Here is a 19398-nt window from a genome sequence, read left to right as displayed (position 1 = left end):
ATTCATGAATAGAAGGCGCGTACGCTGCTCTGCGGCGCGTGGCGCGGGCAGGGTGATGAACGCGTGCCAACGAATCATGGCTGCATCGTGCAGCGCCATCATGGGAAAGACCCGGCCTGCGCCCCGCCGGCATCAACCAACGCACGAGGCTGCAGGCCTAGCCAACCGCGCGACTCGCACAGGTCGATAAGCCTTTGCGCTGGCCATTCAATGCACTCGGCCACAGTCAAAATGGCGCAGGTTCGCTATGCTGCGCGCATGGCATCGGGTTCATGCCGGGGTTCTGGAGCGATGAATCCGATCCTGTTGCCGTGATCGGCCAGGATCTTGTGTTGATGCGCAAACCCGGGAGTTTCGTGATCCAATTGAACTGCAGCGCGAGCGTAGGGTTTTGTGTGCGCCATGGATGAGCATCGATCCGAATCCAGGTGGGCCGCGCTTGTCCCCGTCGGCTTGATTGCCCTGCTGACCCTGACTGCCCTTTATGCGCCGCGCTTCGAGCGTCCCGTGGTCGGTGCCCACGCCGCACCGGCAACGCCATCGCTGCTCCCCGCGGTCGAGCTCTGGCTTAGTACGGCCGACCGTCGCCTGAAGCTGGCGCGGCAGCCCGACATTGCGATGCGCGCCCGCGGCTCGGCACCGGCCGACGTGGTCATCGACGTACAGACCACCTATCAAAGCATGGTGGGCTTTGGCGCGGCGATGACCGACTCGTCGGCGTGGCTGCTGCAGAACGACCTCAGCGATACGCAGCGCAGTGCGCTCTTGCACGAGCTGTATGGGCCGCCGCCCAACCTCAACTTCCACATGATGCGACTGACCATCGGCGCCTCGGATTTCTCGCTGAAGCCTTACACCCTGGACGATGTACCGTTCGGGCAGACCGATCCGTCGTTGGAGCACTTCAATATCACGAACAATTTGCGCGACGTGATACCGACCGTGCTCGAAGTCCTTTCCATCCATCCGGACCTGCAGATCGTGGCCACGCCATGGAGCGCACCGGCCTGGATGAAGACCAGCGAAAACTTGATTGGTGGCGAGCTGCTGGAGCAGTACGAGGAGACGTACGCGAACTATCTGCTCAAGTACCTCGATGCCTATAGCGGCTATGGGATTCCCATCTTCGCCCTGACCGTGCAGAACGAACCCGGCTTCATACCGATCACGTATCCCGGCATGCAGATGCCGGCGGCCACGCGGGCACGCATCGTCGCGCAATACCTCGGACCCAAGCTGGCAGCCCGCAAGTCGAACACGCGCATTCTGGAATGGGACCACAACTGGAATGCGCCGGAGCAGCCACTGGCCGTGCTGGGCGACGCCGCGGCGGCCCGCTACATCGATGGTGTTGCCTGGCATTGCTACGAAGGCAGCCCTTATGCGCAAGGCCGCGTGCATCGCGCCTTCCCCGACAAGGATGCCTATATCACCGAATGCTCCGGCGGCGATTGGGCATCTGCCATCAAGGGCGAGTTGCTGTGGTTCTCCCGCGATCTGTTGATCGCAGGTATCCGGCAGTGGGCACGCGGTGTGATCTATTGGAACCTGGTGCTGGATGAGAAGCACGGCCCGCATTTTGGCGGCTGCGACGCCTGCAAGGGCGTGGTGACAATCGACTCGGCCACGGGCGAGGTGAGCCGCAACGACGAATACTACGCGTTGGCGCACTTCAGTCGATTCGTGCTGCCCGGCGCCCTGCGGATCAACTCCACCGCCACCGAGAAGGGTCTCGACAACGTGGCCTTCCTCAATCCCAGCGACGGCTCAATCGTGCTGGTGATGGTGAACAGCACGGTGGACGCCCGCAACGTCTCCGTGGCGGAGGGCCAGACGCGTTTCGACTACACCATGCCGCCGCAAAGCGTGGCGACCCTGACGTGGAACCCGAACCAGGCGAACGCATGGCTGCGACGTGCACTCGAGTGGTTGCAACGGTCCCGCTGAGTGAAGCTAGGACCCGCTGCGCACAAACACCAGCTTTCGTACACGGTCGCGCGCCAGGGTGAAGCCAGTGACCGTGTGGTCACTCCCCCGCTCGAAACGAAACAGCACGTTCGACACGAAGAAGGCGTCGTCGAACGCCGGTTCCAGGGGGATGGCGGGGCCGCGTTCGCCTTGTATGGTCAGCGTCCCGTTTTCTTCCCGCAGGCTCCACCGCGATCGGAGGTCGGGGCTCGTATAACTGCCCGCGTACGCTTGAAGATCCGCGATCGAAGGTTTGGCCGTGGCCACTTCGCTGAAGAACAGTGCTTGAAGACCGGCGGGCTTGATCTCCACGCGGCGCGTTCCGGCCTGGGTCGAAAGAAAGCGTATTTGCAGGCGTGAGTCGGTCGCCCCCTCAAAGGCGTTGTTGCCGAGATAAACCAGTTCCACCTCGACACCTGAGCCATCCAGATAGTAAAGCTGGCCGTCTTGGACCTTGAAGAGCCTCAGCTTTCCCTTGTCGAGATTCGCATAGGTGCCCGCATACTGCTGTGGGGGCAGCGTCATGCGCTGCCGTGCAGGCAGTGGCTGCAGCATGCCGGCGAGGTAGATATCCGCCACGGCGAGTAGTCGTTGCTCGGGATTCGCATTGCCCGCGTTGCAGAGCGCAATCTCACTGACTTGCTGATCCGGAAAGCGCAAGGACGCCGCGCGAAAGCCGACCCATATGCCGCGATGCGACACCGTGCGCAGGCCACGATAGCGATCCACGATCACGCCATTGGCATAGGCAATCGTCGATCCGTCATGGAGCACGCCCTGTGTCTGCAACTCATCCACCAACCACGCTCCGCCGACACGGGGATGGTAGAAATTGGCGTCCCAACGCGCCAAGTCGTCCACGGTGCTCTGTACTCCGCCATCGCCCGTCTGTTCCCAGTTGGAGGGAGAGAGCCGAAACTTTCCCGGCTCGTCTGAATCGTAGGGCGTGGCGCGGTGGGCGACGATGCGTGTGTGATCGCCGAGCACACTGGTTGAAGACATGCCCAGCGGTTCGAAGATGGTTTCCTTGGCGAAAGCGCTGAATGGCTTGCCGCTGACGCGTTTGACCACCAGCGAAAGAAGAAAGTACCCAGAGTTGCTGTAGCTGAACTCGCTGCCCGGTGCGAAATCCAGCGTCTTCTTGCGCGATAGCGCGCTTAATGCATCGTCGCCGGTGGCGACGTCTTCGAGATTGATGCCATCCATGTCCAGCAGCTCAAGATAATCGGAGATACCGCCCGTGTGATGCAGCAACTGCCGTAGCGTGACGACGACTCCGTAGTTGGGCAGTTCGGGTACAAAGCTGCGGATATCGTCGTCCAGCGACAGCTTGCCATCGTGTGCCAGCAGCAAGACGCTGGCCGCGGTGAACTGCTTGGAGAGGGAGCCGATATCGAACACGGTGTGATGAGGATCGATCGCCACGCCGTGTTCGACGCTTGCATGGCCGTAGCCACGTTCGTAGACGGTGCGCCCGTGATCCACCAGCGCAAACGCACATCCAGGCGTGGATGTGCCGAAGTCGGCGAATACGCCATCGATGCGCTTGAGCAAATCCGGCGACGGCTCGGCGCCCATCGCAAGCTGTCCGCTGGCGAGCGTTGCGATGGCGAGCAGCACGGCACAGTTCCAGTGTTTCATGAGAGTTCCATTCCGTAGCGGCACGCCTGGCGGTTTCCAGGACGAGGAGAGCGCGAGACAACCCTGAAGATCGCGGCAGAGCGATCGATGTCTCGTATCCGAATCGCTTGCAGTTGGTCTGGATACTTTTCAATTGTTGGTGGCGGGCTTGGCTCCCGCGACCACCGCCGTGTTCTGCGACGCAATGATGCGCCACACGCCATCTCGACACTGATAGATGTGTTTCAAGCGAGTCTGCAGAACGCCGGGCGACGTTGCGCTTGCGCCCGGCGGCAAGGCCCGAAACTTGGTCACGCAAATATCGACGTCGACGATGGCGACGTCGACGCCCAGCCATTGAATGCGCCGCACATCGCCTTCCAGCTGGCTGCCCTTGAAAGGGCCTGCAAAGACTTCGGCATGCCGATCACGGATGGCCAAACCATCCCTCATGAGGCCACCGAGAATATTGATCGAATCAGCCGTCGGCCAATACTCCTCAGCCCATAGCGTGGCGTCGCCGATGTTCCAGGCATCGGCAAGGCGCAGCAGGGATTGATGTATCGCTGATTCGGCTGCCGCATGGACACCGTCGGCATTCACGCCCGGCAGGCCGTCGTCATGAGGATTGTCAGATGCGCGTGCCATGGCCGATCTCCCGAATCCCGGTTGATAACGCCTGCAATTGCGACTGCTGATTCCGTGCCTGCGTCCCTACGTTGCGGGATGCCGACGATCTCGAAGCGATGGATGGCGAACCGAAGGGCGCCACGAGCAGCAGCGCCCACTCAGCTTAACGCTATCCCGGCTCCTGCTGACTAGGCCTCGAATCGCCTGCCGACCGCAGACGCACAACCCGTGGCAATCACGTTGCCGGCAGGGTCGGAGAACTCGATCGCGGCCTGCGGCGTCACGAAGATATCCGAGCCTGGTCCCATCTCGATGCTCTGGGTGATCTTCTGCCTCTTCACCAGCGCGCCGTTCATGGTGATGAAGGCGATGGATGCCGCGGTGTACTGGCCCCGGTGGCGGCTTCGACTCCACACGCCCTGGCCCGGTCCGCGTATGGCGGGAAAGAACATCGCGTTGGCCGTGCTCTCGGTCAAGGTTCCTCCCTCTGCAAAAGTGAGCAGGGAGTCGAACGGTGCTCCGATGGGCGCCTTGGTTTGACAGTTGTGCAGGGTCACCGATACCTGCCAGGTGCCCACCAGATCGCCCGCGTTGTCCTGGGCATCCATCGCCCGGGCCGATGCACAAACCAGCACGCACGCACCCAGCAGTGCGAGCACTGCGGGCCTTGATTGATTTCCAGTGATCATGACTATCTCCGCCTGGTGAATTTCGACAAGCCCGAACCTTTGGGATCGGGCCGATCTCCATGTGTCACGTTTGCGAAGCGAGTACCCCTGCGCCGGCTGCGACCCGGCGTTTACCTGCTCTGCACCCTGGTGCTTTAAGCCACTCCAATGCCTTTATGGCACTCGAGTGCCATAAACACTAATGCTAGAATTTCGCCATGTCAACGTCCAAGACGAGTCCCGCAGCCAGCGATCTGGGCAAAGGGCGAACCAACCAGAAGCTGCGTACCCGGCGTACCCTGCTGGAAACAGCGGCTGCCATGATCGCCAAGGGCGGCCGCCCGACGGTCACAGAGGTGGCGGATGCCGCGGAGATTTCGCGGCGCACGGCGTATCGCTATTTTCCCACGCAGGTAAAGCTGATGACGGAGGCGGCCCTGGAGGGCCTGCGCCCCGCCATGGAAGATGCGCTCAATGCCGCGCCCGCGGGCAACAGCAGCCAAGCCATCGAAGCGCGTGTCGACGCTCTCGTGGAGCAGATGCAGCGATTGGCGATCGCCAACGAAGCGTTGCTGCGCACGATGATCCACGAAACCGTGCTGCATTCACCGACGGACACCCAGCCGCCACGGGGCACGCGTCGCGTCGAGTGGATCGATGCAGCGATTCAGCCATTGCGCTCCCGCCTGAGCCCCGCTTCGTACGCCCGGCTCACTTCGGCATTGGCGCTAACGACGGGCATCGAAGCGCTGCTGGTTCTGCGGGATATCCGCGGGCTGTCCGCAACGCAGGCCGTACAGGTCAGCCATTGGATGGCTCGCGCGCTGCTGAAGCAAAGTCTGGCCGAGCGACAGAGCGAGCAGCGCAAAGCCCGCCAAAAGAAGAGCAAGAGCGGCAGCGCTTAGTGCTTGGCAGTCGCTGCACGCGGCGACTATCTCTCTCGTGGCGCCGACCGCGTTTGTCTCAGGCCTTGCGCGGAGCTCTTGTCGCTAACCGTCGCTGATGTGGAGAGTGGCTCGCCTTGGCTTGTCTCAAGCGTACGGTCTTTCATGAACGCGATCGCCCGCCGCATCACCCTTACGTAACAACTACACGTGCATGCTGCATGGGCGCCAGGATAGAAAGTCTCCTCCTTGGCAGGCGTCTCAGCCTCGCGGTCCTCTCCCTAACGCCATCTGAGTATTTCTCCGATCTTTATCGGAGTTGCGGCTACGTCCGCTCTGGATCCGCCTTGCGGATCTTCACTGAAGGCAAATACTCATGTCCACCAACGATTCCAACGTGTCTCGCGTTAGCAGCAAGAACCTCGTCGAAACAGCGGCTGCCAACGGCAGCTTCCACACCCTTGGCAAGGCGCTTGAAGCGGCAGAACTTACCAACGTCTTGAAGGGCACCGGACCCTACACGGTCTTTGCGCCGACGGATGAGGCATTCGAGAAGCTGCCCAAGGACGTGTTGTCCAATTGGCTCAAGCCGGAAAACAAAGCGGAGTTGATCGCCGTGCTGAAGTATCACGTGCTGCCGGGCCGCGCATCGGCTGCGGACGTCGAGAAGCTCACCACGCCCAAGATGATGCAGGGTCAGACGGCAACGGTCACCAAGGATGGCGACAAGCTTCGTATTGGTGCAGCCACCATTACCAAGGCGGACATCACCTCGAGCAATGGCATCATCCATGCGATCGACACGGTGAACGTACCCACCAAGCACTAACCCGTACGGGTTGTGGTGGGGCAGGTCCCCACCACAGCACCTGTCGACTCATCGGCAGGGATTCGCGTCCATCTGGACGCTGCGTCAAAACTCAAGGTGACTACCATGGCTGGCCATTTTCGCTTCACGTACCGACCCTCTCGGCTAGCTAAGCTCATCCAGTCCATCGGTGACCTGTTCGATCACATGTTCGGTGAACCCTACAGGCAGCTCTCGCCCGTGACGTCGCAGAGGCAGCAGCTTGCTGCAGCGATGGAAGCTGCGCGCAGACTCAAACGCGGCGCCGGACGATGATCCTCGGCGCCGTGACCCGATTCGGCTATTTCTTCCGACCCTTTCGACGAGGCGCGTATCGGCACGCGCCATCGATCGAAGAGCTGCACGTGATGCGCAAGAGTTGGTTGTCGCGAGTCGCCGACTTGCGCCGCCAATGGGTACGCGCCGTTGTGGAAACGTTCTCGCGCTAGCCCGCATGGCCCCTACCAGAGCGCAGCTACGCGTTTAGCTCAGCGGCATCTCAGCTCTGAATAGCGCCACCTTGCCAACCCGCCACACGGCAACCTTGGCGAAATGTTCGGTAAGCACTGACTGCAGGCTTGCCTGTGTGTCATGGCGGTTGCCGAAAATTCCCTTGCGGTTGTACAGGCCCATGAGCCGGCGACCAAGCCAGTTGTGCTTCGCCTCGTCGCCGAGGATGGTCGCGCCATACAGCACGCCGCCCGGGGTCAGGTGAGGGCCGAGCGTGGAAAACACCTTGCGCGCCTTGTCGGCCATGGTGCCCGGTAGGCAATGCAGGAGGTAGAACAGGGAGATCGAATCGAACTTGCTCTCGCCGAGTGCGCCGCCGGGCTGCAACACGTCATCGCGGACCAGCGTTGGCTGCAAGTTCGCGATGCGTGACGCTGCGGCCCTCAAGCTGTTGTCATTGAGATCCAGCAAGGTGACTTTCTGCCCAGGCTTGTCCGCGCTATGCGCCAGGTAGTAGCCCGAACCGACGCCCACATCCAGATGATTGGAGCTCAAGTGTTGCTGGAAAAAAGGCAGCAATACGGCGTCCGTTGGACATTTCCAGGCGTAGTTGTTCGAGAAGCCGAGGACCCAACGGTCGTAAATCTTCAGTACGCGATCGGAATAGACGGCTGCGCCGTGCTCGGAATCGAGGGGGGCGGAAGGTTTGTTCATAGGTAACAGTGCTTCAGACGGGGATGGGGAAAGGTGCGAAAGCGTCGATAGGGTACACGGCGACCGCATCGTGTTTTCAGCGCTGAGTCTCATGCACCTACTGGCGACGGTCTGGCCATCACGTCGATCCAGCCACCCGGACGCTTGGGCGCGCGCACCTGGCACGCATCTCAGATCTTGCGATGCAAAGGTTGCGAAGTTCGATGGCGTGAAACTGATACCAAAGCTCGATAGACCCCTTTGCAAAGCCGGGGCAATCTTTGAGGACAGGGGCTGAACAAACGACCCATCGAGCATGGTTGCCCGAAGAAGGAGTCGTCCCATCGGGCGAGATGGCAAATCTTGGTCGCACCTAACGAGGGTTACGGCATGAAGATACTGATGGTACTCACCTCACACGACATACTCGGAAACACCGGAAGAAAGACCGGCTTCTGGCTCGAAGAATTTGCGGCGCCGTATTACGTTTTTACCGATGCCGGTGTATCGGTGACGGTCGTATCGCCCAAAGGTGGGCAGCCACCCATCGACCCCAAGAGCGATGACCCAACCAATCAGACACCCGCCCAGACCCGCTTTAAGGAAGACAAGGCCGCGCTGAAGGTCTTGGCCAATACATCACGCCTCGACTCCGTATCGTCGAAAGATTTCGACACCGTGTTCTATCCGGGTGGTCACGGCCCGATGTGGGATCTCGCCGAAGACCCGGTCTCGATCAAGTTGATCGAATCGTTTTACGACAGCGGCAAACCCATCGCCTTCGTATGCCACGCTCCGGGCGTACTAAGGCACGTCAAACACAAGGGCGAGCCACTGGTGAAGGGCAAGCACGTCACCGGCTTCACCAACGGCGAAGAAGAAGAAGTCCAACTCACCCACGTCGTTCCCTTCCTGGTCGAAGACGAGCTGCTGAAGCTCGGCGCCACGTTTGAGAAGAAGGCCAACTGGGAAGTGTTCACCGTCACCGACGGTCGCCTCGTGACCGGCCAAAATCCCGCCTCTTCGACGGCTGGCGCGCAGGCTCTCATGGCCCTGTTCAAATAGGTTTGCGAGCGTCGGAAAAGCCCGTGCCGGGCATAAGGCGCTGAAGGGCATGCGCCTTGGGGTCCCGGCGCCGGTGTTCTGAACCGCAAAGTCTGTGCGGTTTTGTGAGCCAAAGTTTGTGCGCATGGGTATCTACTGGCACAAACTTTGGCTCAGATGTGAGCACATAGTCTGTATTTGTGTTTAAAATCCAATACTTATCGTGGCATCGCCGAGGCCGGCGCGAGCCGAAAGGGGACCAAAGTTTGTGCAGCGCGTCCGCGGCCCGCCCGCCCGTCAGTCGTAACTCAAGCCGAGCGCACAACTCGCTTCGGTGGCCTTCCATCCTCCGAGGACCTCGACAAGCAGGCCAGCCGCAGTAACGGCGGCGAGATCCTCTGTCGGGACTATCGGATTTCCCAACCGCTCCGCCGCCCTGTCGGCAAAAAGGCGAAGAGCTCTCTTTGCACTATCGGTTAGCTGGTGAGTAATCATGCGTCAAATCCTCATCCAGACGGTTGAATAGATGGCTGTCACAGCGACGCGGATCTACTTCGGGCGCGTTGTTCGCCGTCCGTCCAACCACGCCACAGCCTCGCGCACCTCTTGCTCGACACGCGGCTGGATTTCAGAGCGCGGAGAACCCGTGTCCGGACAGACTCCCGTTACTTCGCGACTAATGCAGCCGTTACGCATGATGCGTGCGCGCCAGCTCACACCATCTGGGATATCAGTGATGGAAACAAGGCAATCCGCACCATCAAACGTGACTCGGAACTGCGACATGACGACGTCCCCTTTTGCGTGCCAACATTCCACGTCGGCGGAGAGCTTCGCGCGGAGGCGTAGGCCAGTCAAGGCGTCACCGAAGGGCTCACACAAACCTGAGATAGCTGGGGGAATGGCCATCTCTCGAAACGTACAGCCCGCCGGTCGAGGTCTTTGTGGAAGCGTTGCCGACGGAGCAGGATTGCCGGCGAAACGCCGGGATGACTGCATGTCAGTCACCATTGTGTTTTGGCTATAGGGTTGCCTCCCGGACCGAGTGACCAGTGAGGAGTTAGTGGCGTCAGCTCCCGGCTTAGAGGAGACATTCCTGCACCACTGCAGCAAAGTCCGATGCATGGAAGCTTCACGCCGGCTTGGGCATCGTGGGCCATAACGATTAGGCATCGGCGAAGACGTGGGAAGATGGATGCGGTGGCGCATTTGCACCGGTTATCTGCGTGCTGACGGTGCCCAACTCCACCAATGATCGCGGGACCAGTGAACTTATGCGGCATGGTGCGTTTGGGCATGGCCTGGGGCAGATGTTCAAGCAACGAAATCCGCCTGCGCTCCTTTCCAGCGTCGCGGGTGGTCCGGTTCTGGCTGCGACCGAAGTATGGTTCGACGGCCCCGGCTACGAAAAAGCTCGCGCGGATGATCTCCACGCGAGCCTTTCTAATAGAAAACAAACCGGAGGCTATGCCAGGACTATCCTTCCCCAAGCCCCACGTTCACTTCAACGCGGCGGTTCTTAGCTTGGTTTGCAGGGGTGTCGTTGGGCACGAGTGGGTTGTTGGGCCCGTACCAGAACAGCACCATTCTGCTATCGCCGATGCTGTGCTTTTCCTTCAGGTAGCGCGCGACCATCTCGGCGCGGCCGCGAGACAGGCCCTCGTTGTGATCCCTGGTCCCAACATTGTCGGTATACCCGGCGATCACGACGTATGACTTGGGCCTGTCGTTCATGAACTGCGCCAGCTTATCCAGCTCAGCCTTGTCCTTGGCCGCAAGCTCGGTTTCATTAAAGGCGAAATTGATGTTGTCGACCTTGGCACCGACGATCTTGGTATCGGTGGTCGTGACGACATGTTCGGTAGCCTTCACATCGAACAGTGCTCCGCTCATGAAGTTGGGCTGGTTGAAGAAGCTGGCCAGCGGGATGACCCGCGAGCAGGCGTTGAGGCTGGCGACATCCTGCGTGAGAGTGGCTTCCCTTGACGGCCTAGCGCTGCTTATCACGTAGAAGCAGACGTCGTATTCCTTGGCCAGCCTCCTGGCGGTGTCGGCGGGGTTATCGCCGGTGTAGTCACCATCCCAGAATACAAACACTGCGGTTCTGCCCTTTAATGGCTTGAGGACACCCTCGAGTTTCTTCAGGCCTGTGTTGAGGGGCGTGATGCCACGGCCGCGATCCGGAATTTTGTTCAACGCCGCATCAACCTTCTCGCGGTTGTACAGCTGCACGGGATAAAGCTCCTGCCAGTCGGTATAGATGTAGATGCCCATCTCGTAGCCAAGATCAGGAAGGTAGGCATTCCTGCTCTTGAGCTCGTTTTTCATGACCTGGACCACCGGCTTGTCCGTATCGCCGAAGTCGCTGTTAGTTGATGACGATGTGTCGAGCAAGAAAATCGCGTTGTCGGCAACCTTAACCAGTTGGTTCGTCTTGACCACGTTATTGATGATGTCCTGCTTGGTGATGATTTCGACGGCCCCTAGGGGCCACACCATGACGCTGATTACAAGCCCCATTATCAGGCCATTCCAGATTCTCGATTGGTGCTTCATGTCCGCTCCCAACATGCGGGCCCACGCCCGCTTAGCCCCAAATCTTGAGCGTAAGTTCCTTGTCCTGATGTGAAGCCGGGACCTTGGCGTGCGCGAAAATCTCGATGCGATCCGGTGCGTACGCATTCGAAGCCGCGGCGGTGTCAGCAGAAATACGCAGGCGACGCTAGGTAGATTTCCAAACGTACGCTTCGTTCCTTGAGTGGCGTGTTCGGCCCCTGCACTTACGAAGGCTGCTATACATCAACTCGTATTTCGCGGTGCCGCGCCCACCAATCTGGCGAGGCGAGAGATTCAGAGGGCAAGGTGGCCACGAATTGCTGGAGGCCTCGCACATTGGAATCTTGGATTGCGGACTTCGATCAGGTTGAAATAGGCTCCGGCAAGGCTGAACACCTCGTCGCCGCTCAACAGAGGACAAACACCACGAAGGAGCGCTAGATCATTAGGTAGTCTTAAAACAACTTCTGCGGGACAAACCGGGGCCGCTACTGCTAAGCGCAATCGGCAGCGGATCGAAAGGGCCCCCCGGCACCTTCGTGGTCACCGGTTGAAGTCACGGGCGATAGCGGACCTTCACTGCTTTGGCGAGAGTAAGGGTGCAATGCGACTCTGCACCAAGGCATGGATGAACGCGCTATCGAGGACTTCAACGTGCGAGGCCTCTAGTAGTTCGCCGCCAATTTCCCCCTGAAATTTCCCTTCTCGCCATAGCACTGCGCGCCATACTGCAGAAGTTTTGGTTGTGGTGTACGAGCCTTCGTAGGTGTAGGGGCCGAACACGCCACGTAGAATCGTCATTGGTGACCTCTTCAGACTGAGCTGAGGGATTGATTCTTCGTCAACGGCGTGACCTGTCACGCTATCTCAAACTAACAACCACCCTGATCCTCCGCCGTGGCAAATGACGTGTCTATACGTCAATCAGTCCGTCTTTCGGTGTAGGTGCGCACACGACTTACACTCCCGGCGACCTGTCGTCGCCGCTCGCACGGCGTCCGCGAGCTGCTTAGGTTAACGTGCTATGGGTATCGACGATTGCCGCTTCGGATCCAATGCCGACACTACCGATAGTACAAACCTCCTCCTGGGCAAGTCAGCGCAGCTTCCGATCAGTTTCTGGAGTCCCTGGTGCTGACCGATAAATAGACACCGTACTTTTACCCAAGCCAGCGACCACAGATCGTGGTTTGATAATGGGACAGACGATGACGCCCCAAACGCACTTCACCCCAGCGAGAGCGTCATCCGATGGGGAACGGGCGGTGCAGAGGCGCCGCCCTGTTCTTTAGCCCTCTTGCGACCGAAAGGTTATGTGAGGAGCCGCATGATGGCGTTGGAGCAAACTGGTCAGAATGGCGGACTTGTCAGACAGGCATTAATGTAGGCGGCGCCGGATTTCGCTCGCAATTTCATTGTGGCTAACTACGTATTTACCCTTAAGCAATTGCTGGATATATAGTGTTGTATTGCGCATTCACGCTCGTTGAACGTGAATAGTTCTATTTACGCAGAACTACATCAACGCAAAGATTTATGGCGTGACGGTGCTTGGGGATATTGCGTTTTCGTTCGTTATCTCGAGCGAATCGCGGCGCCTGTCCTTGCCGTTGGGACTCCTTGATCCGGAAAGGCCCACATCATGTTTGGCAGGACCGCCATGACTTCTAACGTCGTGCAACGAGTCGCGCTGGTGGCGATGATGGTGCCGAGCGTCTTCCTCATCCCCAACCACCGCCCAGAAGTCAAGGGTAGCTTCTGATTAGGAAACGCCGGTTGTGCCGGCAGAGGCGGCATTCTTTCTTTGGACCGATACCACATGTCCCTGCTTTCCTGTGGATATGGGCTTGAGGTCGATCCAAAAGAGCAATCCAACTTCATGCTTAAACACGCACGCGAGTGGACAACCTAGCGAGCATGGTCCGAGTTCAGCGTTGAAGTCGCAGTCCCGCAGGGATAGCTAAAACTCCGTCGAAGCAGGTGTCAACTCATGTACCTCAAGTCAATGTACGAGAGGGCCCTGTCCCGCGGGGCGCTCGATGTCTTGATCCGCGCTGGGCTGATCGCTGTGCTCCTGATCTTTTGCTTTGAGATCTTCAGCCCCTTCCTCCATCTCATGCTCTGGTCGCTGATCCTTGCCATCACCCTCTATCCGCTGCAGCGCAGGCTGAGGACTCGACTAGGCAATCGTGATGGCCGCACCGCGACTCTGATCATCTTTGTGGCGATCGTCATCCTGATGGTGCCGGTCTATTTATTAGGGACGTCGATGACCGAGTCGGTCGAAAAGGCGCTTGATGTGGTCAAGGAAGGCAAGGTCCGGGTCCCCTCGCCGTCCGAGTCAGTGGCTAGCTGGCCGCTAATTGGGAAGCGGCTGTATGGCTTTTGGCTACAAGCCGCCACCGACTTGACTGGCTTGGCACAGAAGCTTGCGCCGCAGCTCAAGGAGTTCAGCCTTGGTTTGTTGGGCAAGCTTGCGAATGCCGGCTTGGGCTTTCTGATGTTCATTGCTGCACTGATCATCGCGGGCATACTCATGGCTTACGGTGAAGGCGGACATCGCAGCGCTGTGAAAATAGCCTCACGTATCTTTAGCCCGGGGCGCGGGCCGCAGATCACCCGCTTGTGCACCGCAACCATTCGGGCGGTGGCACAGGGTGTGATCGGCATTGCCTTCATTCAAATGCTGCTGGTCGGCGTTGGCTTTGTGCTCATCGGTCTTCCTGGCGCCGGCCTCCTGGCCCTCGCTGTCCTATTGCTAGGCATCATGCAGCTCCCGGCCACCCTGATCACAGTACCGGCCATCGCTTACGTGTTCGCGACTGAAGGTGCCAGCGTGGGTACCATCATCTTCGCGGTCTATGTGTTCGTCGCCGGCTTGGCCGACAACGTGCTCAAGCCCCTGTTGCTTGGTCGCGGTGTGGATGTGCCGATGCCGGTCGTGCTGATTGGTGCGCTGGGCGGCATGGTCACGGGCGGCATCATCGGCCTGTTTATCGGTCCCGTGGCGCTTGCCGTTGGTTACCAGTTGTTCTGGCAGTGGGTAGAGGATCAGCCGCAGGGTGACGAATCAGAGGTGCCGAAGCAGGTCTGACCCAGCCGGGCATGCCTCGTACCATCGTCTGTCACTGTCGTCACACGGAGGATGTCGCCTGTGTTGCTCAATCTTCTGGTCGGCCTACCGGTAATGTTGATTTGCCTGCTGCTGCAGGCATTCTTCCTCAACATAAGCCTGCGTAAGTATGCCCGGTTCAAGCATGCCCATCGGGATCACCAAGCGGCAAGCGTCAATGTATTGCTGCTTTACACAGTCTTGCTGTTGCTGACGCTTGCCTATTTCACTCAGATGAGCATCTGGGCTGGGCTGTTCATGCTACTTGGCGAATTCGCTGATTTCCCCACTGCGCTGTACCACTCGGGAGTCAACTACGTCACGTTGGGTTATGGCGATATCGTCATGACCAAGGGCTGGCGCCTGCTCGGCCCAATTGAGGCGGCCAACGGCATCCTGATGTTTGGCTTATCCACGGCCGTGATGACCGCTGCGGTGCTCGATATCATTAAGAAAAGCACGGCTGCTTCCGATCCATAGCGGAGCTGAGAAAAGAGGGCTGATGGAGTTGCAAGAATGAGCGAACAAGGGATCATCTTCTTCATCTTTCTCGTGCTGTTCATCGGCATGCTTCAGGGGCTCAAGTCCGGCAGCGTAGTTCTTCTGGTGCACACCTATAGGAGGTCAGAAGACCCCGGGTTTTATTGGGTGGGCATTGCGGTGGCGGGCGCGAGCTCCGTAGCGCTACTCACAGTGTTGATTTTTGGCTAGTTCTGCTTGCGTCGTGTATGCACGCTGTTACTAGTAGGGGATGTGTCTGGTTCCGACCCAGGATGGACCTGCGCGTTATGGCTTTTTGTACGCAATCCAGGATGTGTAGAGGGCGAACCAGGACCTCGCCATAGGGGCACGTACGAGCGCGCGAATGTCAGTCCAACCAACGGATGGAACGAGTGACAGGCCGATAACGTCTGCCTGCAGATCGAGAAATAGACTAACGATCAATCTTCTTGAGGCGCTCCTGCAATATCCGTCCGGCGAGCTCCCGGCGAGCGTCACCATTGACCAAGTCGAAGAGGGCCCCAATCGGCAGCTCGCGCCGTGTTGGAGAATAAAAGGGAGTAGCTCACCTTTTGTCTCGGTGGCGCGAGGTCCGTGGAAACGGGCCCCCATATACAAAATCTGAAGGCGGACGATAGCATCACTGTTACGGGCGAGCGCACTAGCCTTGATTCTGAGAAAGAGGAGCGCACAGCCCTCTCCTTTTTGCCGCAGTGGCTGAAGCGGTTGGAGCTGGGGGCTCACGATGTTCGCGTACGGTGGTTGATAGAACGCGCGGGGATCTGTCCATCATTGTTAGCTGAGCGACCAGACTGTGACATGACGACTTTCCTCTAGTGCGTGACCATCTGCCTTCTCCGGTGAAATTCGCGGGAGAGGAGTAGGCCAGTTAAGATGTCACAGAGCGGCTGCCACGATACTTGCGATGTCTTTTGCCATGCTTACGGCAATGGCTTGGCTGGCCACCAATTCCGTATCGCCGAAACGTATAGGGTCGTCCCAGGGAGAGCGTGGCAGTCTGTAGATGATCCACGCACCTACCCAGCCGTCGCCATCCGGCATCAACATCTGATCGGCATAGATCCGTACCAAGTAATTGCGCACGGTAAATTCCTGGGCCGAGGCGTTGGACATGCGTGAGCGTCCGTCCTGTTGAATGCCAAATGTTTGCGCTGCGCTTCAGGAGCAGCCTGCAACGATGGCGAAGTCAGCTTCACGATGGCCTTGTCCGTTTCAGACGACTCGGTCATATCGGTATCGCCGTAGGGGATTATTCTCTGCGAGGTCTCGCAGGTCTTCCATCAGCTGGTTGCGTTGGGCTTCGAGCCGTCAGCGCTCCTCACCGTTCTCCTTGAGGCAATGGGCGCAGGGGATAGAAATGAAACGCAACGGAGCATGCTGAATAGCCGGTCCAATACTCGCCACAGGCAAGCGTGGTCTTTTGCACTCGCTGGTCATGCCGCCATTTTGAACGGGGCGGTAAGGTCTCCAGTCGATAGGCTAAGAGGCGTCGGTGCATGAAGATGGCTCCTGCATGGCCCTAGATCACGCAGCGCCGCCAACGGCCCGCTCATGCCGGCAGGCCCGGCGCCCATAGCCGCGACATCCAAGGCTCTTTCAGCCATTTGCCGGAATCCCCTAGCGATCAGAAACGCCACGTGTAGCTGAAGCTTGGGCCGCTTAGCTGTACTTTGCGCAGGAATTTCTCATCGGCACTTTCGTGATACTCGACGTCGCGGTAGCTAAGCGCCAGGTCGCCCCAGTGGAAGGCGTAGCCCACGCCGACGTTCAACTGATACGTATTGTCCGAATCGCCCGCGCCTACGTCGACGTAGTAAGGGAAATACCAGCCACTGTTGTCGAAGGGGGTCCAACGACCACGTATGCCGACGATGGCATCGGTCACGTGGGTTTGATTGTCGAGGTGGCCGCTGTTCTGGATGTCCAGCCGATTGCCGTTACCAGTCGCACGGAAATTCCAGTCGAGGTTGCCTTTCAACCACAGATAGCGCCCACCGAACAGCAGATCAGCATAGCCCTGATCACCGTGAGCCAAAGTGTAGAGGCCGGCAAAATTCACCATGCCGCCCTTGATGCCCCAGCGCGTGTCGAGGTTGGCGTTGCCACCGATGCGCTCGTTGCCGATGGATGTGAAACGTCCCTTCTCATCGCTAAACTTCACCCAGTCGATGTCACCGTACATGCCCCAGTCTCCTTTTCGGAGTTCGCCCTCGAGCATGAACGCGCCGCTGAGCGTGCTGAACAGGTCGTTGTCCGATTTGGTACTAACGCTGGGGCCGTTGTTGGGTAGCTGGAAGCGGGTCTCGCCAGACACGCCAGGCAGCCATCCATACGGCGTAATACTGCCGTGCCAGTTCCCGTCCCATGGATCGGGAGTATCGGCGTGTGCCGGCCATGCGAGCAGGGTCGCCGTGATGATTAGCCCGAGTGCGGGAACATGGCGTGCGATGCGGGAAACCAGGGGGCTGATCATAATCCACCTGCGATGGGTGATATTCCCTGACATAGTGAAGCGATTCCTCTGTCACGCCCACTGCATTAATACGTAGGGAGGTCTTAGTAAATCTACGGGACGAGGAGCTACAAATGGCGGCTAAGAGACGTACTGCGGTGATCGTGTTCGTTGTAGTTCTGGTTGCCCCGGCATTGGCTTACTACTTCGCCTGGCGGATGGAGATGCCTCGTTGGTAGCTAACCATGATCGCTTGCGTCGGAGGGCATACAGCTGGCTATCTTCGACGTCGAATATCAAGGCGGCGAGCCAGTGGCGACGTCGAGCTCGATCAAAATATCCGCTCCCGACCCGAAGGTGAACTAAAGACGACGACTAGTACGCCTCGATTCTGCGCCATATTCACAGTCGCTCTCCGTATGTTTTCCATTTAAGCTGCGACGAATGTGGTTATGTGCAGAAAGCGGGCATGAGTGGCAACTAAAATCCTACCGACCACAGTCAACTTTCATATCGCTAAGTTCTGGACCTATCAGTGTCGGAAAAGTGCTTGGACATCATCAGGAATCTGGCCTGCAGCCGCACAAACGCATCCGTGATGTCGGGATCAAAGTCGATAGATCGCCTACCCACAATGAACGCCACAACCTGGTCATGCGGCATGGGGGCTTTGTAGCTGCGCCGCGTGACAAGCGCGTCGTAGACATCGGCAACGGCCATGATGCGAGCTGACAGAGGGATGTCGTCACCCATCCTACCCTCGGGATAGCCGTGACCATCCCATCGTTCGTGATGGCTATAGGTAAGCTCCTTGACCACGCCGAGAAACGGCACGCTGATGCCCAGTTGATCCTCCGCCTTTTGAATGGCGTCACGTCCCAGTGTGGTGTGAGTCTCCATGAGTTCACGCTCGTCCGAGGCGAGCGGACCGGCTTTGAGGAGAACAGCATCGGGTATCCCAATCTTGCCGATGTCGTGCAGTGGGGCCGCGTTGAAGAGAAGTTCACGCTCTTCCAGGCCTAGATCGTTCGCGAACTTTGGGTCAGACGCTAAATCGTCCACTAACGCCATCACATAGTGTTGAGTGCGTCGGGCGTGCTCTTCCGTTTCAAAATCTCGAATCTCCGCGAGAGAGGCCAGGGCGAGAAAAGCGACCTCCTTGAGGAGATAGATCTCTTTTGAATGTCGGTCGACTTCTTCCTCAAGGAAGACCCTTCTGTCTTTGATAAAGGCCGCAGCGGAGTTGAGGCGGAGTTGGTGAGCGATGCGAATTAGAAGGGAAGCCGGCTCGATTGGCTTGAAAAAGTAATCATTGATGTCCAGCGCAGCGGTCAAAGGCGCGATTGCCGTTCCTGCTTGTTCGTGTAAGACAATGATCGGAATGTCGCGTGTTTCCGAACGACCCTTCAGCTGTCGGCAGAACTGGGTGGCCGCTTCTTCCGAAGGATTCTCATCAATCAGAATCAGATCCGGTAGATCGCGAGATCCTAAATACATCCACGCCTCTCGTGCCGTGCTTGCAGACACCACCACGTACAGCGGGGTCAGTACCGCGGCCAATGCAGATCGCTCTTGATGTGAGTCGATCACGATGAGCACAGATGGCCGATAGATGGCCTCGGGGATATCCATGAGGACGCTCCAGACTACCTCGTCGAAGTGTATGCCTTGGCGCACTCCCTTTGAATCCCAAGAGGGCGTGCGATGGTTACGCGAAGCCGATATCGCCGGTAGGTCAAGCCGGGAGAGATTTTCGAAGTGAAGAATTACGGCATGACGCTGCGTAGTTCTACGAGTGTTGAGTTTCATCCAAACCTGAGCCACTTCCCGGGGTGATTTTCGTCGAATTTTGAGCCACCTCCTACCACCCTCCGCTCACGACACGAGCGGGAGTAACGGGAGTGATCGACGTGGCCCTATTGAGCGTAATCCGTAATCCGACGCTGGCACCT

Annotated in this window: 15 protein-coding genes; 7 read left to right on the top strand and 8 right to left on the bottom strand. The window is 58.6% G+C overall.

Annotated features, from left to right (window positions below):
* Positions 1 to 402 precede the first annotated feature (402 nt).
* Positions 403 to 1947 (top strand): glycoside hydrolase family 30 protein, encoded by a 1545-nt coding sequence (locus tag AC1DMY_RS19310; RefSeq protein WP_477166483.1) that lies wholly within the window; start codon positions 403 to 405, stop codon positions 1945 to 1947.
* A gap of 6 nt (positions 1948 to 1953) precedes the next feature.
* On the opposite strand, the gene AC1DMY_RS19305 is transcribed toward AC1DMY_RS19310, so the two are convergent.
* The 3 genes from AC1DMY_RS19305 to AC1DMY_RS19295 all read right to left on the bottom strand — a co-directional run bounded on the left by AC1DMY_RS19305 (position 1954) and on the right by AC1DMY_RS19295 (position 4907).
* Complete coding sequence (locus AC1DMY_RS19305; RefSeq protein ID WP_477166482.1) at positions 1954 to 3609, bottom strand: serine hydrolase domain-containing protein; 1656 nt, start codon at positions 3607 to 3609, stop codon at positions 1954 to 1956.
* A gap of 129 nt (positions 3610 to 3738) precedes the next feature.
* Positions 3739 to 4236, bottom strand: coding sequence for an SgcJ/EcaC family oxidoreductase (locus AC1DMY_RS19300; protein WP_477166481.1), 498 nt, complete (start codon positions 4234 to 4236; stop codon positions 3739 to 3741).
* 170 nt (positions 4237 to 4406) lie between these two features.
* Positions 4407 to 4907 carry a hypothetical protein gene (locus tag AC1DMY_RS19295; RefSeq protein WP_477166480.1) on the bottom strand — a complete coding sequence of 167 codons (501 nt, stop codon included), beginning with the start codon at positions 4905 to 4907 and terminating at the stop codon, positions 4407 to 4409.
* Between the two features lie 197 nt (positions 4908 to 5104).
* Between AC1DMY_RS19295 and AC1DMY_RS19290 the strand changes: the two genes are divergently transcribed.
* Both AC1DMY_RS19290 and AC1DMY_RS19285 read left to right on the top strand, forming a co-directional pair.
* Positions 5105 to 5791, top strand: coding sequence for a TetR/AcrR family transcriptional regulator (locus AC1DMY_RS19290; RefSeq protein ID WP_477166479.1), 687 nt, complete (start codon positions 5105 to 5107; stop codon positions 5789 to 5791).
* Positions 5792 to 6146: 355 nt separating this feature from the next.
* Positions 6147 to 6599, top strand: coding sequence for a fasciclin domain-containing protein (locus AC1DMY_RS19285; RefSeq protein WP_477166478.1), 453 nt, complete (start codon positions 6147 to 6149; stop codon positions 6597 to 6599).
* A 501-nt stretch (positions 6600 to 7100) separates the two neighbouring features.
* Here AC1DMY_RS19285 and AC1DMY_RS19280 read toward each other — a convergent pair.
* Complete coding sequence (locus AC1DMY_RS19280; RefSeq protein WP_477166477.1) at positions 7101 to 7781, bottom strand: class I SAM-dependent methyltransferase; 681 nt, start codon at positions 7779 to 7781, stop codon at positions 7101 to 7103.
* Positions 7782 to 8150: 369 nt separating this feature from the next.
* Between AC1DMY_RS19280 and AC1DMY_RS19275 the strand changes: the two genes are divergently transcribed.
* A complete protein-coding gene (locus tag AC1DMY_RS19275; protein ID WP_477166476.1) occupies positions 8151 to 8825 on the top strand; it encodes a type 1 glutamine amidotransferase domain-containing protein in 675 nt (224 codons plus the stop codon).
* Between the two features lie 1455 nt (positions 8826 to 10280).
* Here the strand turns inward: AC1DMY_RS19275 and AC1DMY_RS19270 are convergent.
* Positions 10281 to 11360, bottom strand: a complete 1080-nt coding sequence (locus tag AC1DMY_RS19270) for an OmpA family protein (RefSeq protein WP_441601744.1) — start codon at positions 11358 to 11360, stop codon at positions 10281 to 10283.
* Between the two features lie 1990 nt (positions 11361 to 13350).
* On the opposite strand from AC1DMY_RS19270, the gene AC1DMY_RS19265 reads away from it, so the two are divergent.
* From AC1DMY_RS19265 to AC1DMY_RS19255, 3 genes are read left to right on the top strand one after another with little or no spacing between them, the layout of a single operon-like run.
* Positions 13351 to 14454, top strand: coding sequence for an AI-2E family transporter (locus tag AC1DMY_RS19265; RefSeq protein ID WP_441601743.1), 1104 nt, complete (start codon positions 13351 to 13353; stop codon positions 14452 to 14454).
* A 60-nt stretch (positions 14455 to 14514) separates the two neighbouring features.
* Positions 14515 to 14952, top strand: a complete 438-nt coding sequence (locus tag AC1DMY_RS19260; RefSeq protein WP_441601742.1) for an ion channel — start codon at positions 14515 to 14517, stop codon at positions 14950 to 14952.
* A 36-nt stretch (positions 14953 to 14988) separates the two neighbouring features.
* On the top strand, positions 14989 to 15183 hold the full coding sequence (locus tag AC1DMY_RS19255; RefSeq protein ID WP_441601741.1) for a hypothetical protein: 195 nt from the start codon (positions 14989 to 14991) through the stop codon (positions 15181 to 15183).
* A gap of 687 nt (positions 15184 to 15870) precedes the next feature.
* Here AC1DMY_RS19255 and AC1DMY_RS19250 read toward each other — a convergent pair.
* The 3 genes from AC1DMY_RS19250 to AC1DMY_RS19240 all read right to left on the bottom strand — a co-directional run bounded on the left by AC1DMY_RS19250 (position 15871) and on the right by AC1DMY_RS19240 (position 19078).
* The gene (locus tag AC1DMY_RS19250; protein WP_441601740.1) at positions 15871 to 16107 is read right to left on the bottom strand and encodes a hypothetical protein; all 237 of its coding nucleotides are present in this window, start codon (positions 16105 to 16107) and stop codon (positions 15871 to 15873) included.
* Between the two features lie 511 nt (positions 16108 to 16618).
* Positions 16619 to 17500: a hypothetical protein gene (locus AC1DMY_RS19245; protein WP_477166475.1), complete on the bottom strand. Its 882-nt coding sequence runs from the start codon at positions 17498 to 17500 to the stop codon at positions 16619 to 16621.
* 462 nt (positions 17501 to 17962) lie between these two features.
* A complete protein-coding gene (locus AC1DMY_RS19240; protein ID WP_477166474.1) occupies positions 17963 to 19078 on the bottom strand; it encodes an HD domain-containing phosphohydrolase in 1116 nt (371 codons plus the stop codon).
* Positions 19079 to 19398 lie beyond the last annotated feature (320 nt).

It is taken from the genome of Dyella sp. 01L423, assembly GCF_056399945.1.
This window is presented reverse-complemented; position numbering and strand designations above follow the sequence as displayed.